The 19,605-nt window shown below is 63.4% G+C and carries 18 protein-coding genes; 8 read left to right on the top strand and 10 right to left on the bottom strand.

Annotated elements, in window-relative coordinates:
• Positions 1–286 precede the first annotated feature (286 nt).
• The gene (locus tag AXW67_RS30565) at positions 287–994 is read right to left on the bottom strand and encodes a TetR/AcrR family transcriptional regulator (RefSeq protein WP_201723735.1); all 708 of its coding nucleotides are present in this window, start codon (positions 992–994) and stop codon (positions 287–289) included.
• Between the two features lie 286 nt (positions 995–1,280).
• The gene (locus tag AXW67_RS30570; RefSeq protein ID WP_063680886.1) at positions 1,281–2,129 is read right to left on the bottom strand and encodes a VOC family protein; all 849 of its coding nucleotides are present in this window, start codon (positions 2,127–2,129) and stop codon (positions 1,281–1,283) included.
• Here AXW67_RS30570 and AXW67_RS42900 point away from each other — a divergent pair.
• The 3 genes from AXW67_RS42900 to AXW67_RS30580 are packed head-to-tail and all read left to right on the top strand — an operon-like array spanning position 2,109 to position 4,175.
• The gene (locus tag AXW67_RS42900; protein WP_161491310.1) at positions 2,109–2,285 is read left to right on the top strand and encodes a hypothetical protein; all 177 of its coding nucleotides are present in this window, start codon (positions 2,109–2,111) and stop codon (positions 2,283–2,285) included. The genes AXW67_RS30570 and AXW67_RS42900 overlap by 21 nt on opposite strands.
• Before the next feature lie 60 nt (positions 2,286–2,345).
• Positions 2,346–3,239: a sugar kinase gene (locus AXW67_RS30575; protein ID WP_027550255.1), complete on the top strand. Its 894-nt coding sequence runs from the start codon at positions 2,346–2,348 to the stop codon at positions 3,237–3,239.
• Positions 3,240–3,257: 18 nt separating this feature from the next.
• Positions 3,258–4,175, top strand: coding sequence for a ribokinase (locus AXW67_RS30580; protein ID WP_063680887.1), 918 nt, complete (start codon positions 3,258–3,260; stop codon positions 4,173–4,175).
• Here the strand turns inward: AXW67_RS30580 and AXW67_RS30585 are convergent, their stop codons facing one another.
• A complete protein-coding gene (locus AXW67_RS30585; protein WP_063680888.1) occupies positions 4,176–5,396 on the bottom strand; it encodes an NAD(P)/FAD-dependent oxidoreductase in 1,221 nt (406 codons plus the stop codon).
• Positions 5,397–5,645: 249 nt separating this feature from the next.
• Between AXW67_RS30585 and AXW67_RS30590 the strand changes: the two genes are divergently transcribed.
• Complete coding sequence (locus AXW67_RS30590; protein ID WP_063680889.1) at positions 5,646–6,440, top strand: enoyl-CoA hydratase/isomerase family protein; 795 nt, start codon at positions 5,646–5,648, stop codon at positions 6,438–6,440.
• A gap of 9 nt (positions 6,441–6,449) precedes the next feature.
• On the opposite strand, the gene AXW67_RS30595 is transcribed toward AXW67_RS30590, so the two are convergent.
• From AXW67_RS30595 to AXW67_RS30610, 4 genes are all read right to left on the bottom strand, one after another.
• Complete coding sequence (locus AXW67_RS30595) at positions 6,450–7,790, bottom strand: TRAP transporter large permease (protein WP_063680890.1); 1,341 nt, start codon at positions 7,788–7,790, stop codon at positions 6,450–6,452.
• Entirely contained in the window at positions 7,787–8,371 is a 585-nt protein-coding gene (locus AXW67_RS30600) for a TRAP transporter small permease (protein ID WP_063680891.1), read from the bottom strand. Before AXW67_RS30600 ends, AXW67_RS30595 begins: the two co-directional genes overlap by 4 nt.
• 133 nt (positions 8,372–8,504) lie before the next feature.
• Entirely contained in the window at positions 8,505–9,500 is a 996-nt protein-coding gene (locus AXW67_RS30605) for a TRAP transporter substrate-binding protein (protein ID WP_027550249.1), read from the bottom strand.
• A gap of 62 nt (positions 9,501–9,562) precedes the next feature.
• Positions 9,563–11,281 carry an IlvD/Edd family dehydratase gene (locus AXW67_RS30610; protein WP_063680975.1) on the bottom strand — a complete coding sequence of 573 codons (1,719 nt, stop codon included), beginning with the start codon at positions 11,279–11,281 and terminating at the stop codon, positions 9,563–9,565.
• 187 nt (positions 11,282–11,468) lie between these two features.
• Here AXW67_RS30610 and AXW67_RS30615 point away from each other — a divergent pair, with 187 nt between their 5' ends.
• From AXW67_RS30615 to AXW67_RS30625, 3 genes are all read left to right on the top strand, one after another.
• Positions 11,469–12,155: a GntR family transcriptional regulator gene (locus AXW67_RS30615; RefSeq protein ID WP_063680892.1), complete on the top strand. Its 687-nt coding sequence runs from the start codon at positions 11,469–11,471 to the stop codon at positions 12,153–12,155.
• Positions 12,156–12,536: 381 nt separating this feature from the next.
• Complete coding sequence (locus tag AXW67_RS30620) at positions 12,537–13,529, top strand: TAXI family TRAP transporter solute-binding subunit (RefSeq protein WP_245315775.1); 993 nt, start codon at positions 12,537–12,539, stop codon at positions 13,527–13,529.
• A 20-nt stretch (positions 13,530–13,549) separates the two neighbouring features.
• Complete coding sequence (locus tag AXW67_RS30625; RefSeq protein WP_063680976.1) at positions 13,550–14,155, top strand: hypothetical protein; 606 nt, start codon at positions 13,550–13,552, stop codon at positions 14,153–14,155.
• A 289-nt stretch (positions 14,156–14,444) separates the two neighbouring features.
• Here AXW67_RS30625 and AXW67_RS30630 read toward each other — a convergent pair whose 3' ends face one another.
• Both AXW67_RS30630 and AXW67_RS30635 read right to left on the bottom strand, forming a co-directional pair.
• Positions 14,445–15,059 carry a hypothetical protein gene (locus AXW67_RS30630; protein WP_063680894.1) on the bottom strand — a complete coding sequence of 205 codons (615 nt, stop codon included), beginning with the start codon at positions 15,057–15,059 and terminating at the stop codon, positions 14,445–14,447.
• Positions 15,060–15,976: 917 nt separating this feature from the next.
• On the bottom strand, positions 15,977–16,801 hold the full coding sequence (locus tag AXW67_RS30635) for an NAD-dependent epimerase/dehydratase family protein (protein WP_063680895.1): 825 nt from the start codon (positions 16,799–16,801) through the stop codon (positions 15,977–15,979).
• 91 nt (positions 16,802–16,892) lie between these two features.
• Between AXW67_RS30635 and AXW67_RS30640 the strand changes: the two genes are divergently transcribed.
• A complete protein-coding gene (locus AXW67_RS30640; protein WP_063680896.1) occupies positions 16,893–17,888 on the top strand; it encodes an SMP-30/gluconolactonase/LRE family protein in 996 nt (331 codons plus the stop codon).
• Between the two features lie 202 nt (positions 17,889–18,090).
• Here the strand turns inward: AXW67_RS30640 and AXW67_RS30645 are convergent, their stop codons facing one another.
• A complete protein-coding gene (locus AXW67_RS30645) occupies positions 18,091–19,521 on the bottom strand; it encodes an aldehyde dehydrogenase family protein (RefSeq protein WP_063680897.1) in 1,431 nt (476 codons plus the stop codon).
• Positions 19,522–19,605 lie beyond the last annotated feature (84 nt).

Raw genomic sequence — 19,605 nt, forward strand, 5'->3', positions numbered from 1 at the left:
TTCGGGCGAGAAATTAACCCGTTGGATAAATACTGTCCAGCGCTTTCCCTGTGACGTTTTGCGCGATGGTTCCTAGCCTTCAAAACTCGAGTTGGCGGTGAGGTAGCGGACCGTCGTGCCACATCTTCGGTGTCATCCCCCGCGAAAGCGGGGGATCCAGTACGCCGCGGCTTCTCCGTACCTCCTCAGCGTCTCTGGAATACCGGATCGCCCGATCAAGTCGGGCGACGACAACTGAGATTGCGGAAACGGCAGACAATCGGTCCGCCAGTACGCGGCTACACCGCTAAGCCGTCTGCGCCACGGCGGCGCGCGACTTCGGCGCCTTGACGATCTCGAGCAGCTCCGCCGACCGGCCCGTCAGCGCGGCCAGAACGAGGCCCACCATGTGGGCAAGCCGCTCATCCTTGGCGTCCTTGGCGAGCAGGTCGCGGCCGAAGATCACGCTCAAAGTGGCGGAGTTCGAGAGATAGAAGAAGCACAGCCCCGCGATCGAGATGTACAGTTGCACCGGATCGACCGCGACCTGGAAGTCTCCGCTGTTGACGCCGCGCCGGACCACGGTGCGGATCATCTCGACGAAGGGCGAATGCATCGACTTGACCTTGGTCGAGCGCTTCAGGTGCTTCGCCCGCGCGAGGTTCTCGGTCTGGAGCAGCGACAGGAATTCAGGATTGCGCAGAAAATAGTTCCAGGTGAATTCGATCAGACGTTTGATCGCCTCGGGCGGATCGAGATGTTCGAGATCGAGCCCCCGTTCCTCGCTGCGGATCTTGTCGTAGGCGCCTTCGAGCACCGCGAGATAGAGATCGTCCTTGTTGCCGACATGGTAATAGAGCATGCGCTTGTTGGCGCCGGCCTTGGCTGCGATGCGGTCGACACGCGCGCCGGCAAGCCCGTGGGCCGAAAACTCCTGCTTGGCAGCCTCGAGGATGCGCAGCCGCATCCCTTCGGGATCACGCTGCCATCTCAGATTTCGCTTTGCCTTTGCCAAGCCGGTTGCTCGCTGGGTGCTCTCACAACGTCATGTAACACGCGCGCGACGGTTTGAGAATGAAGGATGACAGCCTCTCCGGGGCGATCCAATGTCCTCGGGGGCGGGACACGACGTCACTTGTTTCGTCATTCCGGGGCGCGCCCTCTTGGGCGCGAGCCCGGAATCCATCGTGCGGCAGGTGAGTGGACGAATGGATTCCGGACTCGTCGCTCCGCGACGCCCCGGAATGACGAAGAAGAGAGGCATCTCGCTGCGCTCGCAATGACGAATGGAGAGACCGGCATCACTCCGCCGGCTTCGGCGAGCGCTCCAGCAGGATGGTCTGGATCCCGCAGGTGCCGTTCCTGACCGTCATCACCCGCGTGCCGGGCTTGCGGCCGTTGCGCACCTCGCTGACATCGAGACCGGCCGAGATCAGGCGGGTGCGCGTGGCCTCGATGTCGGCCACCCGCCAGCTCAGGCCCCATAGCCGGTCGTGCATCAAATCGCCGCCGGCGACCGGCCGCCGCACCACCTCGACGACGAGGTCACCGCAGCGGAAGAACATCAGTTGGCCCCAGTCATGGTGCGAGCGGTCGAGTGCCAGATCGAGGCCGAGCCGCGCGCCGTAGAGCGCGGCGGCACGTTCGGAGTCCTCGGTTGCGACCACGACGTGATCGAGCGCATCGAACGGGGCGACGCCGGTAGCCGCGGACAGCGGACGCTCCTCGGCGAGTTCGAGGAAAAACATGCGCACGCCGCGCGTCAGCTCGGTCGCGGCGCGCGTGCGTTTCCAGTGCATGGCCGCACCGGTGTCGGGGTCGCTGCTTTCGACCTCGGCGACCGGATCCGGCCTCAAGGCCACCCGCTCGAGTCGCCGATGCATCTTGCCGATGTCGGCGACACGAAAGCACAGGCTTGCGAGCACCCCTTCGCGGTCTTCCAGCAAAGCGCGCATGCGATCGGCGGTCACGTTGGAGCCGCTCGGCGCCATCAACTCGATCGTCATGTTGGCAAGCGTGAACAGCACCCGATCGGCGCTATCGCCGGAATTTTGCCAGGCCGGCGCCCGTCCCAGCAGCGTCTGATAGGCCGCCTTGGCCGCACCGATGTCCTTGACCAGAGCGACGACGTGATCGAGGCCGGTGATCATTTTTCCTCCCATTCGACGCGCCTGGAACTGGACATCAATCCGGCGCTCTGGCTTTGCTTCGGCATTGCGTTGGCCCTGTCATGGTCGTATTCCGGCCCAAAGCTCACCTCAAGCGCTTCGGGCGGCGGCTTTGCGAATAATTTCGGCGTCCCCTGAGCGGAACCGGTGCTAAAGTAGGCCGCCGGCCGGGACCACCCAGCGCACTACGGACAAGCAATGCAGGCCCTCTTTATCGGACAGACCTATATCGACGTCGTCTTCATCACGGACCACATGCCGACCGGCGACGAGAAGCACGTGGCCTCGGACTACGCCGTCTCCTTCGGCGGCAACGCGGTCACGGCGGCGTTCTGCTGCGCCAAGCTCGGCATCGTGCCGGACCTGATCGCCACCGTCGCCAATGACTGGCTGGGGCGCATGTTCCAGGACATGTGCGCGAAGTATGCGATCTCGCTGCACGGCCGCAAGGTGAATACGTCCTCGCTCTCCTTCATCATGCCCAAGGACGGCAAGCGCGCCATCGTCCGCTGCCGCGACGACTCACACATCCACCCCTTCCCGATCCTCAATCTCGGCAACTGCCGCGCGCTGCATATCGACGGCCACCAGCCCGACGCCGCGATCCACTACGCGAAAGTCTGCCGCGAGGCCGGCATCCTGACCTCGCTCGACGGCGGCGGTCTGCGCACCAACACGCACGAGCTCCTGGAATTCATCGACGTCGCGATCGTCGCCGAGCGGTTGTGCGAGCAGATGGACCTGACGCCGGAGCAGATGCTGGACTACCTGAAGAGCCGCGGCTGCCGGATCGGCGGCGTCACCATGGGCGAGAAGGGCCTGCTCTGGTACAACGAGACCGGTACGGTCGAGACCATGCCGGCGATGCCGATCCCGCGCGAGCGCGTGCTCGACACCAATGGCGCCGGCGACGTCTTCCACGGCGCCTATATCTATTCCTACCTCGCCCATCCCGGCAAAACCTGGCGTGAGCATTTCGACTTCGCTCGCGCGGCCTCGACCTTCAAGATCCAGCGCCTCGGCAACGAGGCCGGCTTGCCGACCCTTGTCGACATCGCCAAGGTCAGGCACGAGTTCGAGGTCAGGGTCTAGACGTCACTGGAGTCTCGCATGGGGCGCGTCTTCGTCGCCGGCAGCATCAACATGGATGTGGTGGCGACGGCCGACCGCCACCCCAGGGTCGGCGAGACCGTCGCTGGCCGGCAGGTGCTGTATTTCCCCGGCGGCAAGGGCGCCAATCAGGCGGTCGCGGCATCGCGGCTGGGCGCACGGACGACGCTGATCGGCGGGCTCGGGAAGGACTCCTTCGGGACGGAGCTGAAGGCCTTCCTTGGCGATCAGGGCATCGATCTCGGCTATGTCAGTGAGACCTCAGCAGCGCATACCGGCACGGCCATCATCACGGTGGCGGAGGCCGACAACACGATCGTCGTCATTCCCGGCACCAACGCGCTGGTCGGCGCGGACGATGTGAGCGTCGTGCCGCTGCTGCGGGGCGACGTCGCCGTCAGCCAGTTCGAGATCCCCTTACCGACGATTGCCGCGTTCTTCCGAAGGGCACGGTCCACTCAGGCGACCACGCTGCTGAATCCGGCACCGGCGCAAACATTCGGCCGCGACCTGCTTGAACTCGTCGATATCCTCGTGCTCAACGAGACCGAGCTCGGCTATCTCGCTGGCGTCGACTTGTCGGAAGACGACGAGCCGGCGCGCATCATGGACGTCGCGCGCCGGCTTCGGGCGCGCGAGGAGCAGACGATCTGCGTGACGCTCGGCAAGCGCGGCGTGCTGGCGCTTGCGGGGCGCGAAGAGATCGCCGTGCCGGGCCGCGTGGTGAAGGCGGTCGATACGACCGGCGCCGGCGACTGCTTCGTCGGCGCGCTCGCAGCGCAACTCGCCGATGGCGCCACCTTGCCAACAGCGCTCACCTTCGCCAACGCGGCCGCCTCGATCTCGGTGCAGCGCATGGGCGCGGGTCCCTCGATGCCGACGGCGACAGAAGTTGCCGCCATCGTCAACGCCGGCTGATCACGCCAGCGCGCTCTTCAGGTCAAAGCTTTCATCCGCGGCCTTCTCAGGCGCGAGCGAGCGATCCATGCCGAGCAGGCGGCGGCCGAACATGTGATCGCCGGCGCGGTTGATGGACTCGATGCCGAGCAGCTTGTCGCCCTTGTAGCAGAACGCCGAGAACGCCTTCCCGGCGGGGTCGCCACGCAGCACGACGCGGTCGTAGCCGGTCGTGAGCCCCGCGATCTGCAGCTTGTCGTCGCCCTGGTCGCTCCAGAACCAGGGATGACCATCGTAGAGTTTGCTGTCGCCCGTGAGCCGCGCTGCCACGCAGCGGGCGTGATCGGTGGCGTTCTGCACCGACTCGAGCCGCAGCGATCCGCCGAAGCGCGGGCTCGCGAACAGCGCGCAATCGCCGATCGCGGAAATATTGGGATCGGACGTCAGCAGATGTTCGTCGACGATGATGCCGGAGGCGACCGGCAGCCCTGCCTCCGCCGCGAGCTCGATATTCGGCAGCACGCCGACACCAACCACGACGAGATCCGCCGGCAAGTGGCGACCGTCGCTGAGGCTGACACCAGTGACCTTGCCACCCTCCGCCTCGATGCTGGTTGCCTGCACACCGAGATGAATACGGATGCCGGCCTCACGGTGCCGCGCCTGAAAATAATCCGAGACCTCCGCCGTCACCGCGCGCGCCATCACACGCGGGGCAAGCTCGATCACTTCGACCTCCAGCCCCTTGATCCGCGCAGTGGAGGCGAATTCCAGGCCGATGAAGCCCGCGCCGATGATCACGGCGCGCGTCTTCGACGGCATGATCTTTCGCAGCGCCTCGCTCTCGTCGAGGATCCGCAGATATTTCACGTCGGGCAGATTCGCGTTCGGCAGATCCAGCATCCGGTTGCGCGCCCCCGTGGCCAGCACGAGGTGGCCGTAGTCAAGCATTTCGCCCGACGCGAGCAGGACCGTGCGTTTCGCGCGATCGATCGACACTGCGCGGCCCGCGATCAGCTCGATCTTCTGGTCGTGGTAGAATTTTTCCGGCCGGAACATCAGGCTCTCCGGACCGGCGGAGCCCTTGATATAGGCCTTGGACAGAGGCGGCCGCTGATAGGGCAGATGGGCCTCGTCGTTGATCAGGCAAACGCGGTCGGAGAAACCCGCCTGACGCAGGGATGCCGCGGCCTGGTAGCCGCCATGGCCCGCACCGACAATGATCACCGGACCTTCAGTCATTGGAACAGCTCTCTTCCCAAGACACGAGCGTTAGCCATGTCGTCTCCTCAATCGTTGATTTTGGCTTGCTGGCCTCGCCCGGAGGAGCCGGCGCTCGTGTCCGTCCCTAAACGAAGGCAGCCCCATTTGACCCCATCGTTCCGGCTTGCGCAAGAGCGCCAGCCTGGCATGCAAGCGCCATGACCGGGATTGTCACCCCTCGCCTTCTGCGATTTAGTTGCACCAACGACCTCCTGCCGGGGATTTCCGATGTCTGCTCCCGTCTCCAGTCCCGATGATACCGCCCTGCTGCGGATCGATGGCCCGATCGCCACCATCACGCTCAACCGTCCCGCCGCGTTCAACTCGATCAACCTTGCGATTGCGCAGAAGCTCGAGCAGCTCGCGGCGTACATCGAAGGTGCGGACGAGATCAGGGTCGTCGTCCTCGAAGGCGAAGGCCGCGCCTTCTGCGCTGGCGGCGATCTGCAGACAATCGGCGCCGCCGCCGAAGCCAACACGGTGACGCCGGTCGTCGGCGAACTGCTGAAGCATTACCACACCTTCATCGAGACCATCCGACGCATGCCAAAACTGTCGCTGTCGAGCGTCCACGGCTCGGCTGCCGGCGCCGGGATGGGTCTCGCCTTCGTCACCGACCTCTGCATTGCCGCGGAGGATGCACGCTTCACGCCGGCCTATGCCAAGATCGGGGTGTCACCCGATGGCGGCAGCACGGTCGGCATCGTCGGCACGGTCGGATCGCGCCGCGCCCTGCAGATCTTCCTGTCCGAGGACAGTTTTACCGCGCAGCAGGCCCATGAATGGGGCCTTGTCGCCAAAGTGGTTCCCGCGACCGAGCTTAAGGCGGCGACGCGGCAGCTTGCCGAACGCCTGGCGCAGAACCCGCCGGCAGCGATCGCCGGCACCAAGTCGCTGGTCTACCAGGCTGCCACCACGCCGGTGAAGCAGCAGCTCGACGCCGAGGAACACAAGATCATCATGGCGATGAACACCGAGGAATTTCGCGCCGCCGTGAAGAAGTTTACGAGCAAGGGCAAGTAGCCGCCGGACTCACTGCGGACAGATGTAGCCTGTGCCTGCCGGCGACTTGAAGCAGCCGACCGATTCCGGCAGCACGTGCCGCGGCAGCCACAGCACCACGCTGGGGAAGTAGATCGCGAACGCAATGGTCGCGAAGAACACGACATAGATCGGCAGCGCCGCGCGCAGCGCCTTGGCGAAACTGATGCCGACGAATTTCGACGCCATCAACAGCACGAGCCCGTAGGGCGGCGTGATCAGGCCGAACGCCAGCGTTGCGATCAGCACCACGCCCATATGCACGCCGTTGATGTCGCCGGCTTCCGTCAGCGCGTTGACCAACGGCATGAAGATGATGATGGTCGGCACCGGCTCGATGAAGTCGCCGACCACGGTGAACAACAGCACCATCAACAGCATGATCAGATGCGGATCATTCCCGGCGATGGAGGTGATCCATTCCGCGATGTAGTTTGCGCCGCGCAGATAGGCGAGCATCCAGCCGAAGGCGTTGGCGGCGCCGATCGTGATCAGCGGCAGCGAGAAGATCAGGCCGGCAAGGCAGAAATCATAGGGGATCTTCCTGAAGTGCCCGCGATTGAGCGCGGGGATCACGACCAGGATGATCCAGGCCACCGCAACGACACCGGCCTCCGTGGGCGTGAACCAGCCGGTCAGGATGCCGCCAAGCAGGATCACCGGGATCATCAGCGGCAACGCCGCATCGCCGGCGGCGAAAACCACCTGGCGCAACGGCGCGCGCGGCTTGCGCAGGCCGGAAGGCCCGAAGAAATAGCAGTAGATCATCAGGCCGAAGCCGATCATCAGGCCCGGCACCACGCCCGCCATGAACAGGCCGGCAATCGAGACGTTTCCGACGGCGCCATAGACCACGGCGGTGATGCTCGGCGGCACCAGCGCCGCGATCGTCGAGGCCGAAGCAATGATCGCGGCAATGAAGGCAGGCTCATAGCCCTCGCGCTTCATCGGGCCGCCCAGCGCGCGGCTCATCACGGCGACGTCGGCTGTCGTCGAACCCGACATCTCCGAGAAGAACATGCTGAAGACGACAACGACCTGCGACAGGCCGCCCCTGATGTGTCCGACCAGCGACACCGACAGGTTCGCGATCCGCACCACCACATTTGCCGAGCTCATGAGCTCGCCGACCAGCAGGAAGAACGGGATCGCCAGCAGCGCCTCGGAGTCCACGCCGTCGAAGATCTTCTGGATGATCGCGGCGAGCGAGACGTCCGAGAGGATCGCGCCGATGAACACGCCAGCCATCAGCGAGAACGGCACGGGCACGCCGAGATAGCCGAAGAACAGGAAGCAGAACGACATCAACGCCAGGACGATTGGTGCGCTCACGGCCGCGCCCTCGTCTGTGCGTCCGTCGCGGCCGCGGAATGCGCTTCATCCTCGTCCGGTGGTTCGGGATGATCAAAGCCGTTGCGCAGGCCGTTGACGAGCTGTTCGATGGTGAACAGGCCGATCAGGACGCCCGACAGCGGGATGATGGCATAGAGCGAGGCGATCGGCGTGCCCGACGGCAGGCGGAAACTGCCGAAGCCGCGGAGATAGTTCTGATAGCCGTACCAGATCAGGCAGAAGGCGACGCCGAGAACGACGATGCGGATGACGACTTCCACGATCAGCCGCGGCGTGCCGTGCAACGCCTCGGAAATGGCGGTGAGATAGAGGTGGTCGTTGCGCCTTGTCGCGGCCGCCGTGCCGATGAAGATCGCGTAGATGAACAACGTCGAGGTGACCTCCTGCAGCCACAGCCAGGGGTGGCCGATCGTGCGCGTGACGATGTCGGCGGTCACCGACAGCGAGAATCCGAAGCACAACGTACCGCAGAGAAGCATCAGCGCGAGCTCGAGCCAGTCGAGCGCACGCCATTTGAGGTGACGCTGCCGTCTCAAGACCAGTTTGTCGGCGATGGCCATTCTACGAGCGCTCCGCAATTCCTAGTCCGGCTCTCGTCATGGCCGGGCTCGTCCCGGCCATCCTCATTTGGGCCGGCCGGGAGGAAGAACGTGGATACCCGGGACAAGCCCGGGCATGACGGCTTTGCTGGGCCTAGTTAATCGACCGGATCAGGTTCTTGATCTTCTCGGCGTGCGGGCCGAGCTCCTTGGCGAGCTTGTCGAGATAGGGGTCGGCGACCGCCGTAAAGCTCTTCTTGTCGACGTCTTGGACGATCTTGACGCCCATCTTCTTCAGCTTCTCGGCCGCGCTCCGCTCAAGCTCGAATGCCTTTTGCGGCTCCTTGGTGCTGATCTCGTTGGCCGCCGTCTGCACCCACTGCTTCTGCTCGGCAGACAGGCTCTGCCAGAGCTTGTCGGAGACGAACACCAGCGCGTTGTTGGCCTCGTGCTCCGTGATGTTCAGAACCGGGGCGACCTCGTAGTGCTTGTTGACGAGGTAGACATTGATGCTGTTCTCGGCGACGTCGACCACACCGGTTTGCAGCGAGGTGTAGACGCTGCCGAACGGCATATGCACGGTCTGGGCGCCATAGGCCGGGAACATGGTGTCCTCGGTCGCGGTCGCCTGCACGCGGATTTTCAGCCCCTTGATGTCGCCGACATTGTGGATCTCCTTCTTGGAGTACATGTGGCGCACGCCCTGCGATCCAGTCGCGATCACATGCAGGCCCTGCGTGGTCTCGTCAATCATGGTCTTGAGCGCTTCGAACACCCGGGGATCGGCGAGCCCCTTGATCACGTGGTTCTCGTCGCGGAACAGGAAGTGCAGCGACATCACGCCCGCCTGCGGAGAGATCGTCGCGGTGTTGGCCGAAGAGATGATCGCGAACTCGATGTCGCCCGCCTTCACGAGTTGGAGAACCTGCGGCTCCTGGCCGAGCTGCGCGCCGGGATACTGATCGATGATCATCGTTCCCTTGCTCAATTCCTTGAGCTTGTCGGCGAAGAGGTCACCCGCGATGGAATAGCCGGTGTTGCGCGGCTGGTCATAGGCGAAGCGATAATGCTTCACCTCCTGCGCCCCGGCCCCAGTGACGAACAGGACGGCGGCCAAAGCCACCAACCCACGCATGGATCGTGCAATCATCGTTTCCCCCTGTTTTATCGCCCGCCGCTTTAGCGGTCTGAGCTACGTTTGTGGGTGCTTGGTCACCCCTTCCCAGTCACTTGCCCAGTCCTCTGCATAAAATCGAAGTCGCAGCCCTCGTCGGCCTGCAGGATGGTCTCGTTGAACAGCCAGGCGTAGCCGCGCCGTGCCTCGTCCGGCGCAGCAGGCGCTTTCAAGGCAGCGCGGCGCCGTTCCAGCTCGGTCGCGTCGACCAGCAGCTCGATGCTGCGCTTGGCAACATCGAGCCGGATCATGTCGCCGTTTTTCACCAGCGCTAGCGGCCCACCCACAGCGGATTCAGGCGTGATGTGCAGCACGATGGTGCCAAACGCCGTGCCGCTCATGCGCGCATCCGAAATGCGCACCATGTCCTTGGTGCCGCCGCGCGCGAGCTTTTTCGGGATCGGCAGATAGCCGGCTTCGGGCATGCCGGGCGCACCCTTCGGGCCGGCATTGCGCAGCACCAGCACGTCGTCGGCGTTCACGTCGAGATCGGGATCGTCGACCCGCAGGGTCATGTCCTCGACGGATTCAAACACCACCGCCCGCCCCGTATGCTGCAGGAGCTTCGGGCTCGCCGCGGATTGCTTGATGACCGCGCCGCGCGGCGCGAGATTGCCGTGCAGGACGGCGAGGCCACCTTCCGGCTTGATCGGATTGTCGCGCGGGCGGATCGCGTCCTGACCGGGCACCTCTTCCGCATTCGCCACGACATCGCGCAGAGTCCGGCCCGTAATCGTCTTCGCGTCTAGATCGATGAGATCGCCGAGCTGCGCCAGCAGCTTCGGCACACCGCCGGCGTGATGGAAATGCTCCATATAATGCTCGCCGGACGGCTTGAGGTCGACCAGCACCGGCACCTCGCGGCCGAGCTTGTCGAAAGCATCGAGATCGAGCCGGTGCGGCGAGCGATGCGCCATCGCGGTCAGATGGATCAGGCCGTTGGTCGAGCCGCCGATCGCCTGAAGCACGACCTGCGCATTTTTGAAGGAGGCCGGCGTCAGCAGTTCACTCGGCTTCGGCCCCTTCGTCTTCGCCATCTCCGCGGCAATCTTGCCGCTGGCCTCTGCCAGCCGGAAGCGCTCGGCATGCGGCGCCGGGATCGTCGCGCTCATCGGCAGCGACAGGCCGAGCGCCTCGATCATGCAGGCCATGGTCGAGGCCGTGCCCATCACCATGCAGGTGCCGACCGACGGGGCGAGACGGCCGTTCACCGCCTCGATCTCGGCATCGTCGATGTCGCCGGCGCGATACTTGGCCCACAGCCTGCGACAGTCGGTGCAGGCACCCAGCACCTCGCCCTTGTGATGGCCGACCACCATCGGCCCCACCGGAATGACGACGGTGGGAAGATCGGCGCTGATCGCCGCCATCACCTGCGCAGGCAACGTCTTGTCGCAACCGCCGATGACGATCACCGCGTCCATCGGCTGGGCGCGGATCATCTCCTCGGTGTCCATCGCCATCAGATTGCGCAGATACATCGAGGTCGGATGCGCAAAACTCTCGGCGATCGAGATGGTCGGAAACACGAACGGCATCGCGCCCGACAGCATCACGCCACGCTTCGCGGCCTCGATGATCTGCGGCACGTTGCCATGACAGGGATTGTAATCACTATAAGTATTGGTGATGCCGACGATGGGACGCTCGAGCGCGTCGTCGGAATAGCCCATCGCCTTGATGAAGGCCTTGCGCAGGAACAGCGAGAAGCCGGCATCGCCATAGCTCGTCAGCCCTTTGCGCAAGCCACTCGTCATCATGCCACTCCATTCCGCACTTCGCATTGTCGTACAGCCTACCCCCCGATTGTCAATAAGAGAGGCGCCAGCGGCGGCAATTTCCGAGCTGAAGCCGTGTCGAACGCTCCGGATTATTGACAATCTGCATGTTCCCTGCTCCACAGGAGCGGCTGGACCGGAGCGCCCTGCCGGGAGGCTGGAGGGAATGCAGCACATTCGCACAGCTGATGCAGTGACGGTTCGGCGCGACGACCCGGACGATGTCGTCGCGCGGCTCGAGGAGGACATCATTTTCGGCCGCCTCGCGCCGGGCGCGCGCCTGACCGAGGACGCGCTGATGGCGCGCTACGGCACGTCGCGGCATTTCGTGCGCCAGGCCCTGGTGGAGGCGGAGCGGCGCGGCATCGTCCGCCGCGAGAAGAATGTCGGCGCCACCGTGCGGATCTACTCGGCCGAGGAAGTCCGGCAAATCTACGAGGTCCGGGAGATGTTGACGCGGCAGGCCGCGCTGATGATCCCCCTGCCCGCACCGCAAAGCCTGATCGATACGCTCAGTGAATTGCAGCAGCAATACTGCGCCAGAGCGGAGTTGCAGGACCTGCGCGGCATTCACGAGACCAACGATGCCTTCCACGTCGCGCTGTTTGGCGCCTGCGGCAATCCCTATCTGGTGCGCTCGCTCCAGGACTACATGAACCTGACGCTGCCGATGCGCGCAAAAAATCTCGCCGACCGCGAGGGGCTGGCGCTGTCGAAGCGCCAGCACGAGATGATGATCGAGTTGTTGAAGGGCCGAGATAGCTGGGCCCTGGCCCAGCTCTGTGTCGATCACATGCAGTTCAGCAAGTCGGACTATCTCGCTCGCATCGCTAATGATGACGCCGGGCACTAGTTGGGCAAGTTCCTACCGCGGACGAGCCGTATACATCCGAGTCGGAACGTCGCTAGCCCGGGCGCGTTGGAAGGCTTGAGCGAGATCCGTTCACCCAGTCACACTTCGGACTTGGCTGGGTGACGATTTGTCGGGCATGTCACGCCCAAGGGAGGGCTGGCTACCGAACAGGTTTGAACAATGAGGGTCTGCGGAGCGATGCGGGCCGGTTTGTTCATCGCATTGATTGCAGCGGCCTGGCTCGGCGGACAGGTCCACGACTCCCTCGCGCAAACGCAACCATCCGCTTCTCAGAGAGAACCCGCGAAAGCCCCTCCGCGAAAAGAAAGCGTCCCCAGGAAAGAAACGGGACGATCTGCGGACCCATATACGGTGGGATTCGTGGCCGGCACGCCGCAATGCACTGAATTCGCAATAGCACAGGACATTGCTTCCATGCTGGCCAGTGGCCAGGAGACGGGCCCTCATGGCGAAGTCGCACTGCGGGTCCTGCCAATCGTGGGAAACGGCGGCACCCGCAACGTCCTGGACGTACTGACCCTGGCAGGTGCCGACGTGGCGATCGCACCCGTTGTCCTGGTCGACCGGCTGCGGGAGGCAAAGACGTTCGGAGACATCTCTGACAAGCTTGCCTACATTGCCCCGCTCTATATCGAAGAGTTCCATCTCCTCGCGCGGCCGGAGATTGCAGGCCTCACGGATCTTGCGGGGAAGAGAGTCAATCTCGGCGAGGACGGCAGTGCCGGCGCTGTGCTTGGCCGCGAGGTGTTGAACCGTCTGGGCGTCAAGATCAGCGAATCCAACCTGGGACCGGACGCCGCGCTGGAGGGGATGCAGAAGGGAGACATCTCCGCTGCCCTGCTAGTCTCAGGAAAACCGGTCAGCTTCCTGGCACGCACCGGGCAAGCCGATGGTATTCACTTCCTGCCCATTCCCTATTCCAAGGAGCTGATGCAGCAAGACTACTTGCCATCGACGCTCCGTCACGAGGATTATCCAAATATCATCGGGGTCGATGCACCGGTCGACACGATCGCGATCAAATCCGCTCTCTACGCCTACAACTGGCCGGCTCGCAACGAGCGGTTTGGTCTGCTGGAATTGTTCGTCCAGACACTGTTCACGCGTTTTCCTGAATTTCTCGGCGATGCACATCATCCCAAATGGCGCGAGGTGAACCTAGCCGCGCTGCTGCCTGGCTGGCGACGATTTCGGCCGGCAGAGCGATGGCTCCAGCAACAAACAGGCGGAGAAGCCGCGCTTCGCAAGGCGTTCGGCCGGTTCCTCGAAAGCCAGCCAGCCGCCAATCCGCCGGACCGCGAAGAATTGTTCCGGGAATTCCTGCGCTGGCGAGAACGCAATCCGGGCAGGTGAACGCAACTTGGGAGGTGTCGATGCGCAATGCGCTTGTGACCGTAGCCCTGGTTGTGCTGCTCGGGTTGATCGTCGACGGGAGGGGTCCGGTTGCCCAGTTCGCTCCCTTCTCATCACCAACTCCGCAGACGCTAGCGCCGGCGACGGCGCCACCGGCCGATCAGGCCGAGAAAGCCAGGACAGCCAAGCACCGAGGCGGGAAAGCGCATAAGAAGCAGGATCATAAGAAGCAGGAGCATAGGAAACAGGAAGAGAAGCACCAAGCGGTCCGCCCGCCTCCAAACCAGCGCAAGATCGCCGAAAAGAACGGATACAAGCGGGTCAGTGACCTCGTAAACTTCCCAAAGTTCTTTCCTGGCCTCGGCATCATCTTTGTCAAACCCGACACTTTGCCGCTGGGGCCGTTTTTGTGCTTCGATCGAAGGGATCGTCTGGTCGCGACCGTGTACATGGTCCCGATCCAGGACATCGACGACCACAAGTCATTGGAGGCGGCGGGGTCCTCGGGACCAGTTGACCACGTCAGCTTCTACTTCAACCCGGGTCACCCCGGCGTCGATGTGCCGCATTACCATGTGGTGCTCTGGCATGTGACCAAGAAACAGGAAGAGCGCGTTGCGAAATGAAATAATGAGCGACGGGTCATGCGATCACGCGGGCCCCGCTTGTCAGAGCACATCACTGACGATCTGCGCGGCTTCTGGAGGGTGGCAGTAAAGGGCCCTTCAACTCTTTCTCCGCTTGCGGCTGCGAGGCGTGATCGAGGCGCGCCGCGGCGCATTTCGCCACGACGGGACCAACCGCTGGCGCCTGTCGAGATGATGCCTGACATCGCAGCGACGGAGGCGCGCACTCTTTGCCCGCCATCGCTCGCCGGATTCGGCGATCCCTTAAGGGGAAGACTACCAGCTCGGATCAGCGAGAGAAGATGCGGGTGCCGCGCGTCCATGCCTGTTGGCTTCCGACTGGACTGGCCCCGATTTCCCAGCCCGCGCCGCCCCACAAAGCGTCAATCACGGCAAGATCGCCCGCACCGTCACGGACAAAAAAGATGTTCGGAGTCGAGTTGGTCTGCAGTGCCCCGCTTTCGCCATTGGCCTGCAGCTTCAGGAGGCACCAAATATCGGCAAGTTTGCTCTCACCGCGAGTACCGAGTTCGCCGATGATCTCTGCGGCATTCGAGGGATTCTTCAAGAGATAGGCTTGCAAGGACGCATCGTCCGCGGTTTCGACCTTGACAGCGAACCGGCGCACGAAGGTCGCGCCAAGCCACGAAATCTTGACAGGTGCAGTCGGCGCAATGTCTTCCTTGAAATGCTCGCCCGCAACGAATGCGTCGGTTTGGGGGATTGCGGACGTCGAGGGGGGATCGAAGGGCTCGCCAGGCTTGCGCTTGAGCGAACATTCGATTCTGGCGCTGGGAGCAAGCGACGCCGAACTGCCGTTGGGCTTGTTCTCATCGGCCGATGCGCTGAATCCCCACAGTGCCAGGATTAAGACGAGACACGGGTTGAGCGCTAAGCCGCGCATTGTTGGCGTCCTTGAATTTCCGATTCAAGAACAAGGTAAACTGTCGATTGCGGCTGTAAATCAAAGACTAGGTTTCTGGTTAAGCTTTAAACCAAAAAACTAATTTGAGAAAAATCCAAGACAATACTTGGAACCGAATACGTTGCTCAGCAGCGGCACGCAATGCAACCGGGCCACCTCAAGATTGTTCCCGGGCGCTTGAGAGGATGATGCGACTCGTATGCCAAGGATCAAAAGGCGCGATCGGCTGATCGTCCTGCGAAGCGCTTGAACTTCTGCTCAGGCACATAAAAGCGCATGCTTCAAAAAAGCAACCCGCTTTTCCAGCCGATGCGTGCGCTGTTTCTACTGGTCCGCCAAACGCGCAATCGTCTGGCTACGCCCTGAAGGAACCTTCAAACCCGGGGCGGACGTGGGCTGCGGCAGGAACCGGCAACATCTTGCCTGTGCGCGCAATGGATCGCTCCAGGTCCAGCGCACGCGCCAAACCGGATCATGGGCGTACGCCGGGATGCGCCAGAACCAGATCGTTTCGTAAACACTGTCCCCGAACTGCTCGACATCCGGACGTGACGTTGGCCAGAGTGCCGCAGCGAGGACGACCGCCAACACGGGGATCGCTGACACAACTATCTTGCGCATATTGCTTCCACGATAAATAGCACTTAAAGGCGGGCACTCCCGCGCGACGCAATGCATAGAAGAAACGCTCGGGTGTTCCGCCAATAGAACACCCATTTCCGACAATGGAAATCCGGAACTCTACGGTGCGTGCGTGCGAGCTGAGGTTCGGACTCAGCCGCAATCACAACGCTCGCCTCGTGACGGGCCGTTGGCGGACAGCGCCAAATCGGCAGCCATCGTCCGCCACGAGCTGCAAGCCGGAGGTTTGACGCTCCGACTTGCGCGCGGGTTTTCTAGCGCTTGCTCCAGTCGATGATGCGGCTCGGGTCGGCATCGAACTCGATGCTGCAGAAGGCGCCGCCCTGGTAGTAGTCGCCGACCGGATCCGGCTTCAGCTTGGCCTGCTCGTCCATCGCATGCTGCCAGAAATCCTCGGCACGGCCGGTCGGGCGATAGCCGAATTCGTAGGCGCGGTGGTTGTCCCACCAGGCGCGCTCGTTGAGGGAGGCGCCGTAGAAGATCTCGAAATGGATGTCGGGATGTTCGAGCCCGATGCGGCAGAGCTGCACGAGATCTTCCGGCTTCAGCCAGATCGCGAGCCGGCGATGATCGAGCGGCATCTCGCCGAAATTGCCGATGCGAAGGCAGGTCACTTTCAGCCCGTGCTTGTCGGCATAGAGCGCGCCGACCGCTTCGCCGAACACCTTGCTGACACCGTAGCGGCCGTCCGGGCGCGGGGTGACGTCGGTGCCGATCTTGTGGTGGCGGGGATAGAAGCCGACCGCATGGTTCGACGAGGCGAAGATCACGCGCTTGACGCCCTTCTTGCGCGCCGCCTCGAACAGATTGTAGCCGCCGATGATGTTGGCCTGGAGGATATCCTCCCAGGAGCCTTCGACCGAGTAGCCGCCGAAATGCAGGATGCCGTCGACCCCCTCGCAGATCGCCTCGCATTGTGCGAGATCGGACAGGTCGGCCGCCTTGAACTTCTCGTTCGGGCTGAGATCTTTGGGCGGCTTGATGTCAGAGAGCAGGAGACCCGGATAGATCGGCGGCAGCAACTTGCGCAGGCTCGAGCCGATTCCGCCTGAAGCTCCAGTCATCAAAATACGCGGCATTTCTTCCCTCGTCGGTAGCGACCAATTTGCGGTCGCGGGTCTCTAATGATAGCAGACTTGGGCAGAGGGAACGCAATAACGAGAACTGCACATGAACGATGCATCGTCCCAAACCCAAGAAATACCTCAAGGCGCAAGGCCTCAAGGCTGGCGGCCGGCGACGTATTACCCCGATCCGGCGATAAGTGCACTCGATCCCCGCTTCGAAAAATACTGGCTGAAGCTGTCGGCCGTGGAGCGGCTTGCGACCGGCCTGCGCTGGGCCGAGGGCCCGGTGTGGTTCGGCGATGGACGCTATCTGTTGTGCAGCGACATTCCGAACCAGCGCATCATCAAATGGGAGGAGGAAACCGGCGCCGTCAGCGCCTTCCGAAAACCCTCCAATTTTGCCAACGGCAACACGCGCGACCGCCAGGGCCGGCTGATCACCTGCGAACATGGCGGCCGGCGCGTGGTGCGCACCGAATATGACGGCGAGATCACGGTGCTGATGGATTCGTTCAACGGCAAACGGCTGAACTCGCCGAACGACGTCGTGGTGAAGTCCGACGGCTCGATCTGGTTCACCGATCCCACCTTCGGCCAGCTCGGCAATTACGAGGGCTACAAGGCCGAGTCCGAGATCGAGCCGAACGTCTACCGGCTCGATCCGGCGACCCGCAAGGCAACCATCGTCGCCGAAGGCGTGCTCGGACCGAACGGGCTGTGCTTCTCGCCGGACGAGAAGATCCTCTATGTCGTCGAATCCCGTGGGCAACCGAACCGCAAGATCCTCGCCTATGATGTTTCTGCCGACGGCACCACGATCTCCAACAAGCGCGTCTTCATCGATGCAGGCCCGGGCACGCCGGACGGCATGCGCTGCGACATCGACGGCAATCTCTGGTGCGGCTGGGGCATGGGCGATCCCGCGCTCGACGGCGTCGTGGTGTTCGCGCCCGACGGCGTCATGATCGGCCGCATCGCGCTACCCGAGCGCTGCGCCAACCTCTGCTTCGGCGGCGTCAAGCGCAACCGCCTGTTCATGGCGGCGAGCCAGTCGATCTATGCGCTGTATGTGAACACGCAGGGCGCGGTCGGGGGATAGCCTTTCCGAGGTTACAAGAATCGTAGGGTGGGCAAAGCGAAGCGTGCCCACCTCGTCTCATTTGCTGCGGTCTTGGTGGGCGCGTCGCTTACGCTCCTTTGCCCACCCTACGACGCTTCGCTGTTGGGCGGATAGCATCACTCAAACGGCAACGCCGGAGCAGTTTCCCGCTCCGGCGTCGTGTTCGTTCAGGCGATGAGGCTTACGCCGCGTTGAAGCCGGCGACCGCCTTCACCTCGAGGAAGTCCTCGAGACCGTACTTGCCCCACTCGCGGCCGTTGCCCGACTGCTTGTAGCCGCCGAACGGCGCGGTGCGGTCGTTCGGCACGCCCTGGAGGTTGACGTTGCCGGCGCGGATCTGGCGGGCAACGCGCTTGGCGCTTTCCACCGTATCGGCCGAGACGTAGCCGGCGAGACCATAGGGCGTGTCGTTGGCGATCTGCACGGCATCGGCTTCGTCCTTGGCCCCGATGATGGTCAGCACCGGTCCGAAGATCTCCTCGCGAGCGATCGTCATGTCGCTGGTGACGTCGGCGAAGATGGTCGGGCGGACATAGAAGCCCTTGTTGACACCTTCGGGCAGCCCCGGGCCGCCGGCGACGAGCGTTGCGCCCTCGTCGATGCCCTTCTTGATCAGCGCCTGGATCTTGTCCCACTGGCCGCGGTTGACGACGGGACCGATGGTGGTGCCTTCGCCGCGCGGATCGCCGGCCTTGGTCTTGTCGGCGACCGCCTTCGCGATCGCGGCGACTTCCTTCATCTTCGACAGCGGCACGATCATCCGCGAGGGCGCGTTGCAGGACTGGCCGGAGTTGTTGAACATGTGCATCACGCCGCCGGTCACCGCCTTCGTGAGGTCGGCGCCTTCGAGGATGACGTTCGGCGACTTGCCGCCGAGCTCCTGGCTGACGCGCTTCACGGTCGGTGCCGCGCGCTTGGCAACGTCGATGCCGGCGCGGGTCGAGCCGGTGAATGAGATCATGTCGATGTCGGGGTGCTCGCTCATGGCGGCGCCGACCTCGGGGCCGAGACCGTTGACGAGGTTGAACACGCCCTTCGGCACGCCGGCTTCATGGAGGATCTCGGCGAAGATCAGCGCCGAGGTCGGCGTGAACTCGGACGGCTTCAGGATCATGGTGCAGCCGGCGGCGAGCGCAGGCGCGACCTTGCAGGCGATCTGGTTGAGCGGCCAGTTCCAGGGCGTGATCATGCCGACCACACCGACCGGCTCGCGCAGCACCATGGCGGTGCCGACCGGTTCCTCGAAGTGGTAGTTCTTGAGCACATCGAGCGTGGTCATGAGGTGACCGAGGCCGGCGCCGGCCTGGAGCTTCTCGGCCATCGGCAGCGGCGCGCCCATCTCGTCAGAGACGGCGGCGCCGATCTCCTTGAGGCGGCCCTTGTAGATCTCGATGATTTTCGAGAGCAGCGCGACGCGCTCCTCGCGGCTGGTCTGGGAGTAAGTCTGGAACGCGCGCTTGGCGGCGGCGACGGCCTTGTCGACGTCGGCCTTGGAGCCGAGCGCAACCTCATACATCGCCTCTTCCGTCGCCGGATTGACCACGGGCGTGGACTTCTTGACGGCGGGATCGACCCAGGCGCCGTCGATGTAGAATTGCATGCGATTGACCATCTTTGACCTCTTCTTGGGGGCATGGAGGGGGGCGTTTCGGCAGGCATCCTTGCACGAAAGCGCCAGCAGTTGAACCCGCCATAT

Origin of the sequence: Bradyrhizobium neotropicale, assembly GCF_001641695.1 — a bacterium.
In the GTDB taxonomy this organism is placed as follows: Bacteria; Pseudomonadota; Alphaproteobacteria; order Rhizobiales; family Xanthobacteraceae; genus Bradyrhizobium; species Bradyrhizobium neotropicale.